Annotated in this window: 19 protein-coding genes and 1 tRNA gene; 14 read left to right on the forward strand and 6 right to left on the reverse strand. The window is 68.2% G+C overall.

Features of this window, described 5'->3' with window-relative positions:
- Positions 1-104 precede the first annotated feature (104 nt).
- Positions 105-797, reverse strand: coding sequence for a CPBP family intramembrane glutamic endopeptidase (locus AB0J57_RS13680; RefSeq protein ID WP_366128267.1), 693 nt, complete (start codon positions 795-797; stop codon positions 105-107).
- Positions 798-1,184: 387 nt separating this feature from the next.
- Between AB0J57_RS13680 and AB0J57_RS13685 the strand changes: the two genes are divergently transcribed.
- Positions 1,185-1,880, forward strand: coding sequence for a hypothetical protein (locus AB0J57_RS13685; protein WP_366128268.1), 696 nt, complete (start codon positions 1,185-1,187; stop codon positions 1,878-1,880).
- Positions 1,881-2,122: 242 nt separating this feature from the next.
- Here the strand turns inward: AB0J57_RS13685 and AB0J57_RS13690 are convergent, their stop codons facing one another.
- The 4 genes from AB0J57_RS13690 to AB0J57_RS13705 form a co-directional block, all read right to left on the reverse strand.
- Entirely contained in the window at positions 2,123-2,464 is a 342-nt protein-coding gene (locus AB0J57_RS13690) for a hypothetical protein (RefSeq protein ID WP_366128269.1), read from the reverse strand.
- A gap of 196 nt (positions 2,465-2,660) precedes the next feature.
- Entirely contained in the window at positions 2,661-4,037 is a 1,377-nt protein-coding gene (locus AB0J57_RS13695) for a hypothetical protein (protein WP_366128270.1), read from the reverse strand.
- Positions 4,038-4,039: 2 nt separating this feature from the next.
- Positions 4,040-4,633, reverse strand: a complete 594-nt coding sequence (locus tag AB0J57_RS13700; protein WP_366128272.1) for a hypothetical protein — start codon at positions 4,631-4,633, stop codon at positions 4,040-4,042.
- Between the two features lie 411 nt (positions 4,634-5,044).
- Positions 5,045-5,512 (reverse strand): NUDIX domain-containing protein, encoded by a 468-nt coding sequence (locus AB0J57_RS13705; protein WP_366128273.1) that lies wholly within the window; start codon positions 5,510-5,512, stop codon positions 5,045-5,047.
- 18 nt (positions 5,513-5,530) lie between these two features.
- Between AB0J57_RS13705 and AB0J57_RS13710 the strand changes: the two genes are divergently transcribed.
- The 13 genes from AB0J57_RS13710 to AB0J57_RS13770 all read left to right on the forward strand — a co-directional run bounded on the left by AB0J57_RS13710 (position 5,531) and on the right by AB0J57_RS13770 (position 13,346).
- The gene (locus AB0J57_RS13710) at positions 5,531-6,310 is read left to right on the forward strand and encodes a GntR family transcriptional regulator (protein WP_366128274.1); all 780 of its coding nucleotides are present in this window, start codon (positions 5,531-5,533) and stop codon (positions 6,308-6,310) included.
- A gap of 137 nt (positions 6,311-6,447) precedes the next feature.
- Positions 6,448-6,780, forward strand: coding sequence for a hypothetical protein (locus AB0J57_RS13715; protein WP_366128275.1), 333 nt, complete (start codon positions 6,448-6,450; stop codon positions 6,778-6,780).
- 65 nt (positions 6,781-6,845) lie between these two features.
- Positions 6,846-8,144, forward strand: a complete 1,299-nt coding sequence (locus AB0J57_RS13720) for an FtsK/SpoIIIE domain-containing protein (protein ID WP_366128517.1) — start codon at positions 6,846-6,848, stop codon at positions 8,142-8,144.
- Between the two features lie 5 nt (positions 8,145-8,149).
- A complete protein-coding gene (locus AB0J57_RS13725) occupies positions 8,150-8,776 on the forward strand; it encodes a DUF2637 domain-containing protein (RefSeq protein ID WP_366128276.1) in 627 nt (208 codons plus the stop codon).
- A 14-nt stretch (positions 8,777-8,790) separates the two neighbouring features.
- Entirely contained in the window at positions 8,791-8,979 is a 189-nt protein-coding gene (locus AB0J57_RS13730) for a mobile element transfer protein (RefSeq protein ID WP_344357194.1), read from the forward strand.
- Positions 8,980-8,997: 18 nt separating this feature from the next.
- Entirely contained in the window at positions 8,998-9,153 is a 156-nt protein-coding gene (locus tag AB0J57_RS13735; RefSeq protein ID WP_359652155.1) for a hypothetical protein, read from the forward strand.
- A gap of 11 nt (positions 9,154-9,164) precedes the next feature.
- Positions 9,165-9,449: a SpdD protein gene (locus tag AB0J57_RS13740; RefSeq protein ID WP_366128277.1), complete on the forward strand. Its 285-nt coding sequence runs from the start codon at positions 9,165-9,167 to the stop codon at positions 9,447-9,449.
- 92 nt (positions 9,450-9,541) lie between these two features.
- Complete coding sequence (locus AB0J57_RS13745; RefSeq protein ID WP_366128278.1) at positions 9,542-10,099, forward strand: GGDEF domain-containing protein; 558 nt, start codon at positions 9,542-9,544, stop codon at positions 10,097-10,099.
- 107 nt (positions 10,100-10,206) lie between these two features.
- On the forward strand, positions 10,207-10,389 hold the full coding sequence (locus AB0J57_RS13750; protein ID WP_366128279.1) for a hypothetical protein: 183 nt from the start codon (positions 10,207-10,209) through the stop codon (positions 10,387-10,389).
- Positions 10,389-10,604 carry a hypothetical protein gene (locus AB0J57_RS13755; protein ID WP_366128280.1) on the forward strand — a complete coding sequence of 72 codons (216 nt, stop codon included), beginning with the start codon at positions 10,389-10,391 and terminating at the stop codon, positions 10,602-10,604. Before AB0J57_RS13750 ends, AB0J57_RS13755 begins: the two co-directional genes overlap by 1 nt.
- A 23-nt stretch (positions 10,605-10,627) precedes the next feature.
- Entirely contained in the window at positions 10,628-12,001 is a 1,374-nt protein-coding gene (repSA, locus tag AB0J57_RS13760) for a replication initiator protein RepSA (protein ID WP_366128518.1), read from the forward strand.
- Positions 11,998-12,210 (forward strand): helix-turn-helix domain-containing protein, encoded by a 213-nt coding sequence (locus tag AB0J57_RS13765; RefSeq protein ID WP_360022336.1) that lies wholly within the window; start codon positions 11,998-12,000, stop codon positions 12,208-12,210. The genes repSA and AB0J57_RS13765 overlap by 4 nt, the downstream gene beginning before the upstream one ends.
- A complete protein-coding gene (locus tag AB0J57_RS13770) occupies positions 12,210-13,346 on the forward strand; it encodes a tyrosine-type recombinase/integrase (protein WP_366128281.1) in 1,137 nt (378 codons plus the stop codon). Before AB0J57_RS13765 ends, AB0J57_RS13770 begins: the two co-directional genes overlap by 1 nt.
- A gap of 51 nt (positions 13,347-13,397) precedes the next feature.
- Here the strand turns inward: AB0J57_RS13770 and AB0J57_RS13775 are convergent.
- Positions 13,398-13,471 (reverse strand) — tRNA-Gly (locus AB0J57_RS13775).
- Positions 13,472-13,717: the final 246 nt, after the last annotated feature.

Here is a 13,717-nt window from a genome sequence, read left to right on the forward strand (position 1 = left end):
CTGGCACAGCCACCAAGCCCTTCTGCCGGACCGGAGCGGACATCACGCAGCCCTCGCATTCCCACGAGCGCCGGTGCGCCGTTGACGACACCGGCGTGCGCCCATCAGGCCCACCAGCGACTCGCCGCCCATGCGAGCGCGTAGCCCGCACTGTTGAGGGCGCAGTGCAGCGCCACGGGTGGGATGAGGCTGCCGGAGCGGCGGCGGAGCTCGCAGAAGAGCACACCGGCGAGGGCGGTGCCGGCGACCGCCGCTGTCACGGACAGGGCGACGCCGGCCTGACCGGCGCCGAAGACCGCTTGGGCCGCCGCGTTCGCGCGCGTGAGCCCGCGTGACGGCTGTACGTGCCAGAGGCCGAAGAGCACTGAGGAAACGACGGTGGCCCATACAGGCCCCCATCGTCGCCGAACCATGGCCCACAGCACGCCGCGGAATGCGATCTCCTCAAGCAGCACCGTGCCGAGCGGTACGCGGACCAGCACGCGGTACACCAGTTCTTCGGGAGACAAGCCCGCGGCCCGCTCGTCCTGGAATGCCTCCCGGGTGAAGGGCAGGGCCAGGCCCAGCAGATAGACCACGAGAACGGCTCCGGCCAGGACCAGGCCCCAGCGCATACCGCGGCGGGCCGCGGCCCTGCCGAGCCCCAGATCGTCCCAAGTGAGGCCGGAACGGCGGGCGATCAACACAAGCAGCACGGCCGTGACCGCACAGACCGGTACGTACCAACCGGGCGTGAGCAGGTCGTTGAGCACGTTCGCGGCCGCGAGTACCACGACGGCCAAGAGCAGCATCCACATGGCCGCACAAGGATCGCCGACGTTCGCGACGCGCGGCCCGCAACGCGCCGTGCCACGGAGCGCCGCCCCCAGCGCGGGGCGACCCGGTCGCCCCCGTCACCGGCCGACCGCCCACAGATCGGTGCCCAGCTCACCCTCGTACGCAAGCCGCGTATTCGACGACGCCCGGTACCGGTCCGCGCACCAGCCGGCAGCCGACCCGGCCGGGGCGGGCGAACCGCACCGTCTCCACCGTCGTCGCCGCCGCGCTCCAGCACGTGGACCTTCTCGCGCACCGCTCGCGTGGCACGGCCCAGGCAGGGCTGGGCGATCACGTCGGAAACCACGTCCCGGCTTCGTTGTGGCGCACACTTAAGTAAATGCACAACCCCGCGAGGTGATGCCGACATGATGCGGGTCTTCTCCAAGAGCGCTGTTGCCCTTCTGGCGGGCGCCATGGCTGTGGCCGGGGCCGCCGCTTGTGGCGGGGCCGGCGAGGAGGGGCCGGCCAGGCCGGCTCCGACCGTCACCAGGACCGAGACCGTCACTGTGGAACCGACGCCCCCTCCCACCGTGCCGAAGACACCCCCGAAGCCCGTGGAGCCCCCGGCACCCAGGACGCCCCCGGCGCCCAAACCGCCGCCTCGGCCTGCGCCTACCGCTGATGCCGCCACCACCGTCCAGAGGTATTTCGCGGCCATCAACGACGGGGACTACCGACGGGCATGGGAACTGGGAGGCAAGAACCTCGACCGTTCCTACGCGTCCTTCGCGGCAGGATTCGCGGACACCGTTCATGACACCGTCCAGATCATCGACGTCCGCGGCAGCGTCGTGACGGTCACGCTCGACGCCCTGCAAACGGACGGGTCCGTGCGCTCCTTCGCAGGCACCTACACGGTCAGGAACGGGGTCATCGTCGATGCCGATATACGACGTGTGGACATCCCGACGCCGCAGCCCGGCCGGCCCTATCCCCCGGGACCGCCCGCAGGCGTTCCTGACGTCGACTGCTCCGACTTGGACGGCCCCGTCGACGTCAGCGACGGCGACCCCCACAACCTCGACGCCGACGGTGACGGCATCGGCTGCGAAAGGAGTTAGCAGGCTCGACCAGCTCCTGCGTGGTCCAGACAACAAGAAAGGCCCGGGTCTGTGACCTGGGCCTTCTGCATGGAGCGGGTGACGGGAATCGAACCCGCGCTCTGAGCTTGGGAATCACAGGACATGAGGGCTTGGCGGGGCCTGCGGCCTGCTGAGAACCAATCGCACCTGACGGCTGGGCCAGTGTGGCTAGCCGTGGTTGACCGTTGTGCACCGTCTCATCGGGCATGCATCGGGCACGATTACTCTGGAGACAATTGATCCGGTTGGTGCTTCTTGCGCAGATCTTCAAGTTGCTGCTTGTGTAGCCGCTGTTCGTGATCGATCCAGTCATCAAGCAACTCGTTCCATCTTGCTGCTAGGCGCAAATGTGCGAGCCTGGCTCGGCGCAGGGAGTCTGCAAGGTAGAGACTGGCGATGGGCCAGGCCATCCACCCGGGCTGGTCCAGTCCGCGCATGAGCACGTGGGCCATGAGGGCGACCACCAGGAAAGTCACGATGACGCCCGGGAAGTAACTGTGGTTGGGCACGGGGAAGATCGGCATCCGTGCTTCCTCGTCGTCAGTCCCTTTGCTGCGCTTCAATGCACGCTCCTCCAGACGGTTTCGGACCAGGATGCACGGCTTACCCTGGAGGCGTGCTTAAACGCTAACTTTGCCCCTCCAGCCAGGCATCGGGGCAGGCAGCCGAAGTTTCTGTGATGTCTCTACATGCTGCCCGGGAGCCGGCACCGACCGAGGGGCGCGTCTGCGCTGGATCCCTCACTGAAGTGCCATGCGATCAAGCAGTCTCCGTCCCGTCATGTCGTGAGAAGTTCACCGAAACGTCCCAGAGCAAGGGGAGTGCAGAGCCTAGCCAATCCTCGAGGCAGACGCGGGCGCTGGTCACTGCTGTTGCATCCCGCTCGAGGAAATCGCAGTGTATTTCTTGCCCTCCTGGCGACTTCGCGGTAGCGCGAATCACGCGCGCTTTCTCGAGATAACTGGCAGGCAGGGCGGACAGGCTTTCGGCCTGCAACACGCTGCGGATCCCCTGGGCTTCTACGGTGAAACTTTCTGAACCCTTTCGCACCGTGAGTTCGCTTAGGTGGATATTTCGAGAGCGGCGGTGGATATCCTCAATGGAAAGTCCGTATGCCGCGTCGGGCCTAATGTGGCGCAGGTTGCTTGCGTTCTGTGCAAAGTAAGCCGCGTAATCCTCCCCCCGCAAACACAAAGACTGACGAGTGACAGTCCAGGAGGGCTCAACGGATTCACTCAGTGCGAGTTCGCCCCCAATTACTCGCATCTGCCTAGACCACAGGCGGTCCAAATTCTCTCGAATGAGATGCTGGAGATTCGCAGGGGCATCCGTGATTTGGAGCCTGGACAATTGCTCGACGGAAACAGAGGCTCCTAAGGCTCGCCAAAAGTCGGGGTCATCGATTGGATCGAAATGAAGAAGGTACTCCAGTGATTCGTCACCGATTTCTCCCGACAATTCCTTGGGCCCTGGGAATCCATCGATTCGCCCCTGAGAGGAAATCCAGACTGCTTGAAGAAACTGCGTCATCTGCCTGGATTGCGCCGGAGCAAGATACCGCTCAAGGGCACGTACTGCGTTCCCGGTGAGCTCGACCTGAGCAACGCGCGCGCCCTCAAACCCGCGATTCACACTTGCTGAGATGGCATCTGCACCACCCGAGTCCATGAGCCCCCGGCCGCCGCGAATTAGTGCGGTGGAGACCAGGTTGGCAATGTTGTGATCCTTTCTATTCCGAGCAAGGCGGTCCATGCCATGGACGTCCGTCACCAGGACGTTATTCTCGTGGCTCAATTCGGCCACTGCATTCAACGACTCGGAGAGGTCCGAACCGCCGTTAAGGCCGTATACAATCGGCTGCATTTCGCTTACGGTCTCGACGTCTTCGGCGAAATACTCGGGACTGTCAGGTAGTCGCAAGAAGACATAGCGCTTCTCGCGCTTATTGCTCCCCGGCCAAGTAAGGACGAGATCCGGTGAAAAAGTATGGTTAAAATACTCGGTGCTCTTGATGTTGATGCGAGGGTCCACGTCACGGAGCTCGCGGATGACCAATTCTTTAGTGCGCCGAGCGCTGGAGTTCGGGTTCGGGTCGAAAAGGGCATCACGCAAGGCTTCAGCGTAATCGGACTTCATCGCTAAACCTCCTCCGTCGTCTCGCGATCCCGTATCCAGCCGAGATGCTTTTTGCTGATCACGAGTTCTTCCTGGCGTTTACTGAGGAGGATTAGCCAGAGGCGGTCGGCGACCTCTTTACATGCTTCCTCGTCGACCAATTCTTCGGCTTGCTCAGGGTCGTCGCACCCTAGGCACTTGTGATGATGAGCGAGGGTTGCTGCTCGAACCTCGGCAGCCGTGCAGAGCTTTGACCATCTGTTAAGCGAAAATGGATGCCAGGTTATCCACATGAAATTATCACATCGATCGGGCCTTGTTTTATAGGCGCGGTAGCATTTAGCCAGGTACTCGACATACATGCTGCCTTGATGGCCTGGCGTTTCATAGAACTTCGACTCAACCAGGAATTCCTGACCTTCGAACTGTCCGCCAATAAGCAGGCCGCCAAGGTCATAAGAGAAAGTCGATCCGTCCGCCCAATCGAACGTAAGTTTCGGGATCGCCGTGGGGTTCGGATTGACCCATCGGGCATTCGCGCGGGTTGTGGCGTCGAGCCAATGCTTGGCTCGCCGGGCCCCCTCTTCGCCCTTGCTATGCAGAAGCTCTCCCGACATAGCCAGAGCGTACCCAATGCGTTCTTGGGTGCATACCCTGCGTGAGGGAGGGGGGATGGCTGCGTACAGGTCGGCGGAGCGGGTTTGGCCGGTGGCCTGCCCGGTCTGGGGCCGAGCATGATCAGGGGGCCGTACGCTGGTTGGCAACTCGGGCAGGCTTTGGACCTGCCCGTAATGAGCACGAGTGGCCCCCTGGTCTTGCTCGGCGCGGGACCCGGACGGGGGAGGTGGCTAAAGCCGCGGAGCCGACCGCCCCAGCCACAGCGGGTCTCTCCCACCATCAACCCGAGCTGCCAGGCGTGCGGCCGGCGGCCGGGCCGGAGCGGGGCGTAGACAGGAGCGTCGGCCCGGACGACGGGCCGCGCGCGCCGCGCTGTGCGCGGCGGGTGCCTTGATGAAGTAGGGAAAGTCTTACCGCGCTGGAAGCAGGTGGCGTCCGTCGTGGCTCCGGACATGAGGGCCATCCCCGTCCAGGGCGTCCAGTAGCCGGACTGCGTAGACCTCGGACATCCGCTCGGTGATCTCTTCGGGCGTGAGCCAGTCGACTGCCAGCGACTCTGCCGAAGTGCGTTCGGTGCCTCCGGAGGGCTTGCAGCGGAACACCAGGGCGACGATGCCCCGAGCCGTGTTCTTGTAGACGCCGGTCAGCTCGTCGACGTCGACGCGGATGCCGGTCTCTTCCCAGACCTCGCGGGCTACGCCCTCTTCCGGTGACTCCGCCAGTTCGAGCACTCCGCCCGGCAGTTCCCAAGTCCCGTTGTCCGCACGCCGGATCGCCAGGAGCCGGCCGTCCTCCCGCACCACCGCTCCCGCCACGGACACGGAGTGCAGCGGCGTTGACTTGTGTTGCTGGGAACCCGTACTCATGTACAGGAGCATAGGAGGAAGAGAAGGACTATGGGAACTTTGGTAGGAGGTGGCAAGGCCGTACCTCGATACCTACAGATCGCTGACGAGATCGTTCAGCAGATCCGGGCAGGCGTCCTGAAGCCTGGTGACATGGTGCCGAGCGAGTCCGAGCTGATCGACCGGTATGGGGTGTCCGGCGGAACGATCCGCAAGGCCATGGTGGAGGTCCGCGCGAGCGGCCTGGTGGACACCCGGCACGGCAAGGGTTCGATGGTGAAGGACCGGCCGCCGGTACGGCTGCGCTCGTCCGACCGCTTCCGGCGCTCCCACCGCCGTGGCGGCAAAGCGGCGTACCTCGCCGAGACCGACCAGGCTGGGGCCACTTCCGAGGTGCGGATGCTTTACCGGGGCGCCGCGGAGGCTCCCGCCGAGATCGCCGAACGGCTCGGGGTCGATGCCGGCACGCAGGTGCTAGCCCGGCGGCGGCTCTACTTCCGCAACGGCACCCCGGTCGAGACGGCAACCTCCTACATCCCCTGGGACGTGGCCAAGGAGATCCCCGAGCTGCACAACGACAACCCGGGACCCGGCGGCATCTACGCCCGGCTGGAGGACCACGGGCACGAGTTCGCCGAGTTCGTGGAGACACTCGTCCCCCGGCTGGCCACCAAGGCGGAGTCCTCCGAGCTGGCGCTGAGCCCCGGCGCGCCGGTCGTGCACCTGGTGCGGAACGCGGTCACCACGGAGGGCCGAGTCGTGGAGGTCTGCGACACGCTCATGGCCGCTGACCAGTTCGTATGGGAGTACCGGATCCCAGCCGCCGACTGACGCCCGCTCAACTCCCCACGGCCCGCCGCGATTTCTTCTTCGCGGCGGGTTGACTCATGTACAGGAGTGCTGCACTCTTCTTCATGTCACTCATGTACATGAGTGGTGGAGTCAAGCACCTCTAGAGGAGTGATCTCGTGCGTGTGATCCCCGTCGACCTGTCCGGCACGACCGTGATGGTCGCCCAGCCGCCCCAGCTCAAGATGCGCGACAAGAAGAACGGTGTCGTGGCCGTCGACCCCGAGACCGGGGGCTCCCTGATGACCGTCGACGTCCTGTTCGTCGCCAACGGCAACGCCGAGGTCATCACCGTGACCGTGACGGAGGCGGACATCTCCGGTGAGCTGACCACGGGCACCCCGGTCGCCCTGTCCGGGCTCGTCGCCCGGCCGTGGGAGAACGAGTTCAACGGGCAGAAGCGGCACGGCATCTCGTTCCGCGCCGCCGCTGTCACGGCGCTGGTGAACTGACCGTGTCCAGGGGACAGTTACTCGCCTGGGTCGGTCTGGCGCTGGTGGTCGCCGGAGTCCTCGTGCTGCGGCACCGGCGCCCGGTCTGGTTCTGGTACGCGGTCGGGGCGCCGGCCAAGCTCGCTCGGATCCTGGTCACGTACCGCCCGGTCATGGAGGCCTGCGGGCTCACCGAACCGCCGTCCCGCTTACGGATGGCCCTCGCTGCCACCACCAACCGCACCGCCCCCCGCCGGGTGCCCCGGCTGACCCGGCTCCGGTTCACCGCGAGCGGGCTCGTCCTGCGGATCCGGATGGAGCCCGGTCAGGAGGTACGCGACTTCGAGACCGCGACCGAGCGGCTGCGGCACTCCTGGCGTGCGTACGCGGTGCATGTCGCGGCCCTCACTCCGGGGTGGCTTCAGATCAAGGTCGTGGGCTACGACGTGCTGCGTCGGGTGGTCATGCCCAAGGCGCCGCCGCCCGAGCTGCTCCGCGTCCCGGTCGCCCTGCGGTCGGACGGCTCGGTCCACTTCCGGGACTTCCGCACCGTGCCTCACGAACTGGTCATGGGCGCGACCCTGTCGGGCAAGTCTGTGTACCTGCGCGGCCTGGTGACCGGTCTCGCTCCGCAGCCCGTCGCACTCGTCGGGATCGACTGCAAGTGGGGAGTCGAGCTGGCACCGTTCGCCCCGCGGCTGTCCGCTCTCGCGTGCGCCCCGGAAGAGGCGGCCGACCTCCTCGACGTCCTGGTCGAGGAGATGACGCAGCGGTACGAGCTGATCCGTGGCGTCCAGGGCCTCGGTTCCGTACCGGTGGAGTCCATCACCTCGGACATCTGGGGGCTCCCCGACGAGCTGCGACCGGTGCCGATCGTCGTGGTGGTCGACGAGGTGGCGGAACTGTTCCTCGCCGCGTCGTCGGCCGACGAGAAGCGCCGCGACCAGATGGTCACCCAGCTCATCCGCATAGCTCAGCTCGGCCGGGCCGCCGGCATCTACCTGGAAGTGTGCGGCCAGCGCTTCGGCGCCGAACTGGGCAAGGGCGCCACGGCGCTTCGCGCTCAGCTCACCGGCCGCATCTCGCACCGGGTCAACGACGAGACCACGGCCAAGATGGCGCTGGGGGACATCAGCCCGTCCGCCGTACTCGCCGCCACCGCCATAGCGCCGGAACAGCGTGGGGTCGCCGTCGCCGGGGACTCCTCGGGCGGCTGGTCACTGGTCCGCAGCCCGTTTACGGAGCTGGCCGACGCCGTCGCCACCTGCGCCGAGCACGCCCACCTGACCCCGGACGTCCCCGGCCTCACCGCCTTCCGCCCCATACCGGCCGCCACCGGCCTCGCGCTGGTCGCCGCCGACATCTCCGCCGATGACAAGGACTGATCGCCATGCGTCCCTCGCTGCGCGTCGACGCCGTCCTCGTCCAGGCCGTCATCGCCGGTGCCCTGTCCTTCTCCCACCTGCATGACCTCGCCCAAGCCGCCGGGCAGCACGGCTGGAAGGCATGGGCCTACCCGGTCTCTGTCGACCTGCTGCTGGTCGCCGCCTGGCGTCGGCTGCGGTCTCTGCGCGACACCGGAGCCTCACGCAACGCCGCATGGTCCTGGTTCGCGGTCGCGCTCGCCGCCTCCCTCGGGGCGAACGTCGCCACGGCCGGACTGCTCGACCTGAACGACGTGCCGGACTGGCTGCGCATCCTCGTCGCCGGGTGGCCGGCCCTCGCCTTCCTCGGCGGCACCCTCCTGGTCCACACCCCGGCTCCCGAGGAGGAGCCCGCCACAGAGCCCACCGACCCTGAGCCGGTACGCGAGCAGATCAGCGAGCCGGAACCGGCCCCGGCCCTGCCGCCCGCCCCGCCCGCTCCCCACGTTCCGCCCGCCCTGATCGCCCATGCCCGCAAGCTCGCCGACGCCCACCGGGCATCGACCGGCCAGCCCATGGGCCCGGACATCCTGCGCGCCCGCCTCGGCGTCCCCGCCCCGATGGCCGACGCCATCGCCGCCCAGCTCGCCTGAGAGGAGGTGACCCCATGGCCCGCAACCGCTTCTGGGACGTCGACCGCATCGGCCCCGTCCAGATCGGCACCCACCACGACCGCCACGGCCGCGAGGCGCATGCCGCCGCCTGCACCGCGCCCGGCTGCGACTGGTCGGCCGACTACCTCAGCCGCGCCGCCGCCGAACTCGCCGCCCGCACCCACCGCTGCAACCCGCGCTGACCCACAGGAGATCGCGTCATGGACGTCCCGCTCTGGCTCGCCCTGATCGTCATCGGCGCCCTTGGCGTCAAGCTCATCCGTCCGCCCTGGTGGCTCGTGGCCGTGCTCCTCCTGGGCGGCTACCTCCTCGCCGACAGCTTCCTGGCCCCGGCCATCGACCCGCTCGCCAAGTAAGGAGAACGGCCGTGTTCAAGCCCAAGTACCCGACCCCCGACACCTACACGCCGACCCCGATCCGCACCGCCCCCGCGCCGGTCCAGACGCCCACCCCGCGGGCGCCCGCGCCCCGCACCGGCTTCCTGGACAAGACGCGCGCCGACCCCACGGCCGCCGTCGTCGGCGTCGTCGCGGTCGGAACCGTGCTCGTCTCCACGCTCCTGGCCGTGGCCATCACCGCGCTCGCCCTCTCCGTCAGCGGGGTGGTGCTCCTGCTCCTGGTCCGCCTGCTCCGCCAGGAACTCAACCGCTGACCGGCCTCCGGGCGGTGCCACAAGCCGCCAAGCATCGCCACCGCCCCGGACGGCCACACGACGCCCCTTCCAACCGCAACCGAGGGAGAACCGTGGACTCGCAAGCGCTCGCCTTATCCCTGCCACTGCTCGGCTGGGCCGCCCACTCCGGGTACCTCGCTCACCGGCTGGCCACCGCCCGCCGCGACCCGCTCACCCGCCTCCGCACCCGTGCCGGGTGGACCGCTCGGGCCGAACGGCTCATCCGCCGGCACCCCGACGCCCTGGTCCTCCTCCTGGACGTCGACGACTTCAAGACCCTTAACGACACCTACGGCCACGCCGCGGGGGACGCCGCGCTCACCGCCACCGCCGCCCGCCTCGCCGACTGGTGCGGACGACACGGCATCGCGGGCCGCCTCGGCGGAGACGAGTTCGTCGCCGTCATCCGCTCCGCCGACGCCGCCGACATCGACCAGCTCGTCGACCTGCTGCACGAACCGCTGACCCACGCCGGCAAGCGCATCCCGGTGTACGTGTCCGTCGGCGCCTGCCGCCTGGCAGATCTCCCGGTCGCCAGCCTCTCCGACGCGCTCTCCGCCGCCGACGCCCACATGTACGAGATCAAGGGCAAGCCCGGCCGCCGAGGCTCGCGCACCGCCGCGCACTGAGCACGGCCACGCATCGACCGGCCTCCGGGCGGCGCACAAGCCGCCAAGCATCGCCGCCGCCCGGACGGTCCGGCCCCTTCCAACCGCAATCGAAAGGAAGCTCCATCATGTCCCAGCACAGCCCCGCCCGAATGCGGGTCTGCCCCGACTGCGACGGCTTCCCCGTCGTCGCCATCGACACCGGCACCCGCCTCCCCGACGGCACCCGCGCCACCCTCCACATCACCTGCCGCCGCTGCATGGGCACCGGCACCGCCCCCGCCGTGCGCCGGCAGGAGGTGAACGTCTGATGCCCCGCCGCTGGAGCCTTGGCGTCGACCGCCTCCACTACGAGGACATCGACGGCGAATACGACTGCCTGAAGAAGACCATCAAGGCCCACGACACGCACGACGAGCCCAGGGGCCAGAAGTGGCCCAGCCGGAATTGTTCGGGCGACGACGTGTCGGGCCCGTCCAGCAGCGACGCCAGCACGCCGCAGACGCGTCGACGTTGGGGCCGGTGATCGCTTTGACCCACACCGCCACCATGGCGGGCCTGGACCCGGTCACCTTCAGCGATCTGCTGCGGGTGGCCGGGTCCCCCGGCTTCGACCGTTGGCAAGACCAGATCCGCCGAACCGGAGGCTGCGCCAACCCGATTCACCTCACCGGCTGGACCATCACAAAGGACAAGGTCACCGGCGAGACGCTCCACAGCTACTCCACCAAGGACGAGCCCGGCGGACGACTCCGCCTCGCCTGCGGCAACCGCCGCGCCTCCCGCTGCCCCGCCTGCGCCTACGTGTACGCCGCCGACACCTACCACCTGATCCGCGCCGGACTCGCGGGCGACCAGGACAAGGACGTCCCCACCACCGTCCGCGAACACCCCCGCGTCTTCGCCACCCTCACCGCACCCAGCTTCGGCCCGGTCCACAACCGCCCCAACACCGGCCGCTGCCGCTGCGGCGCCCAGCACCAGGCCGACGACGACACACTCGGCACCCCGCTCAACCCCGACAACTACGACTACGCCGCCGCCGTCCTGTTCAACAACCATGCCGGACACCTCTGGCAGCGGTTCACGAACCGGCTCCGCCGCGAGATCGCCGCCCGCGCCGGCCTCACCCAACGCGAGCTGAAGGAAGCCGCCCGCGTCTCCTACGGCAAGGTCGCCGAGTTCCAGAAGCGCGGCGCCGTCCACTTCCACGCCGTCATACGCCTCGACGGACCGGACGGCCCCGAGGACCCGCCGCCCGCCTGGGCCACCGTGCAGCTGCTCACCGACGCCATCCGCGCCGCCGTCGCCCACTCGTACACGACCGTCACCGTCCCGGCCGCCGCCGACCAACCCGCCCGCACTCTGCGCTGGGGCACCCAGCTCGACATCCGGACCATCCGCGCCTTCGAGGCCGGCACCGACATCACCGAACAGGCCGTCGCCTCCTACGTCGCCAAGTACGCCACCAAAGCCGCCGAAACGACCGGCACCCTGGACCGCCGCATCGGCGAACTCGCCGAACTCGACCGCCACCGGGTCCCCGAGCACGCCCAGCGCCTCATCCGGGCATGCAAGGAACTCGACCCCGTCTACCCCGACCGGCGTCTGTGGGCCTGGGCTCACATGCTCGGCTTCCGCGGCCACTTCTCCACCAAGTCCCGCCGCTACTCCACCACTCTCGGCGCCCTGCGCCAGATCCGCGCCGACTACCGCGCCGCCCAGCAGCGCGAGGCCCTCGGCCTGCCCGACCTCGAACACGACCAGGACGACACCGTCCTCGTCCTCGCCGACTGGCAGTACGCCGGACACGGCCACACCCCCGGCGAATCCGTGCTGGCGGCCTCCATCGCCCGGGACCTTCAGCTCAACCGCGAAACCGCCCGCCAAGAACTTGCAGCCCTGGAAGGAGACCCGACGTGAGTGACCGCCTGCTGACCGTCGACCAGGCCGCCGAACGCCTCGGCACCACCGACCGCTTCCCCCGGCGACTGATCGCCGAACGCCGGATCGCCTTCGTCAAGGTCGGCCGCCACGTCCGCATCCCTGAGGGAGTCCTCGACGCGTACATCGAGGCCAACACCGTGCAGCCGGTCCGCCGTCGCCGCAGCCGGTACGGGAGGGCTGCTTGATGGCAGGCAAGAAGCGGCGGTTCGGGCGTGTCCGCAAGCTTCCCTCCGGCCGGTACCAGGCTCGGTACCTCGGCCCGGACGGCATTGACCGGCCCGCCCCGCACACCTTCGAGACCGCTCGGGACGCTGACGACTGGCTGGCCGAGCAGCAGACCGCCCTCCGGCGCGGCGACTGGACCGACCCTGACGCGGGCGCGATCAACTTCGAGAAGTACGCCACCCGGTGGGTCGACGAGCGCGACCTGGCCGCGACCACCGATGAGCTGTACCGGCGCCTGCTGCGGCTCCACATCCTGCCCACCTTCGGCGGCGTGGACCTCGACGAGATCACTCCGCCCGCCGTCCGCGCCTGGCGAGCCGAGCGGCGCAAGGCAACCGGCGCGACCACCGTGGCCAAGTCGTACCGGCTCCTGAAGGCCATCCTCCAAACGGCCGTCGACGATGAGGCCATCCGTCGCAACCCCTGCCGGATCAAGGGCGCGGGCAAGGAATCAGCCCCCGAGCGGCCCGTCGCCACCGTCGCCCAGGTCGACGCGCTCGCCGACGCGATGGGCCCGCGCTGGCGGCTGATGGTCTACCTCGCCGCGTATGGTCCCGCCCGCCCCGAGGAACAGGCGGCCATGCGGCGTCCGGACGTCGACATCGACACCCCCGGCGTCTGGGTCCGCAAGGCCGAGCCTGAGCTGACCACTGGTCGACGCGTCCAGGGCGACACCAAGTCGGAGGCCGGACGGCGCTTCATGGTCCTGCCCGCCTTCATGGCGACGGACCTCCGCCGGCACCTGGACTGGTACGCGGAGAAGGCACCTGACGGACTGCTGTTCGTGGGGGAGAAGGGCAAGCCGTTCCGCCGTTCCACCTTCGGGCGGAAGTGGCGCAAAGCCCGGACCGCTGTCGGCCTGCCCGAGGGCTTCCGCTTTTACGATCTTCGTCACACCGGGCACACCCTCGCTACGCGCTCGGGCGCCACGCTCAAGGACACGATGGTCCGGGCGGGCCAGTCCACGGAGAAAGCCGCGCTGATCTACCAGCACTCCGACCAGGAGCGCCAAAGGGAGGTCGCTGCGGGCCTCGACCGGCTCGTCCAGACCGAGCGCGAGAAGGCATCGGGCACGCAACGGGCACGGGGCCGGTGACCTGGTCCAGACAACAAGAAAGGCCCGGGTCGTCGACCTGGGCCTTCTGCGTGGAGCGGGTGACGGGAATCGAACCCGCGCTCTGAGCTTGGGAAGCTCATGTTCTACCATTAAACTACACCCGCGTAAGTAGGCACCGGAGGGCCGGTGTCGTACCGTCGCTCACTGTACCTCATTGGCAGGCCCCCGGTGTATCGCGCCGCGGGGTCTTTGTGCTGTGTGGGGGATGGATCCGTGTGCGGGGGGCGGGAGTTGAGGCGTACGGTGTGGGGGCGGAGTGCCGCCTGGAGTGGTGTCCTGTTGATCCCCTAATGTGGCTTTCTCGTCCACGCTTTGGTTGGGGAAGGGACTTGATGGACTCCATGGAGCGC

This window comes from Streptomyces sp. NPDC049837 (assembly GCF_040674455.1).
In the GTDB taxonomy this organism is placed as follows: Bacteria; Actinomycetota; Actinomycetes; order Streptomycetales; family Streptomycetaceae; genus Streptomyces.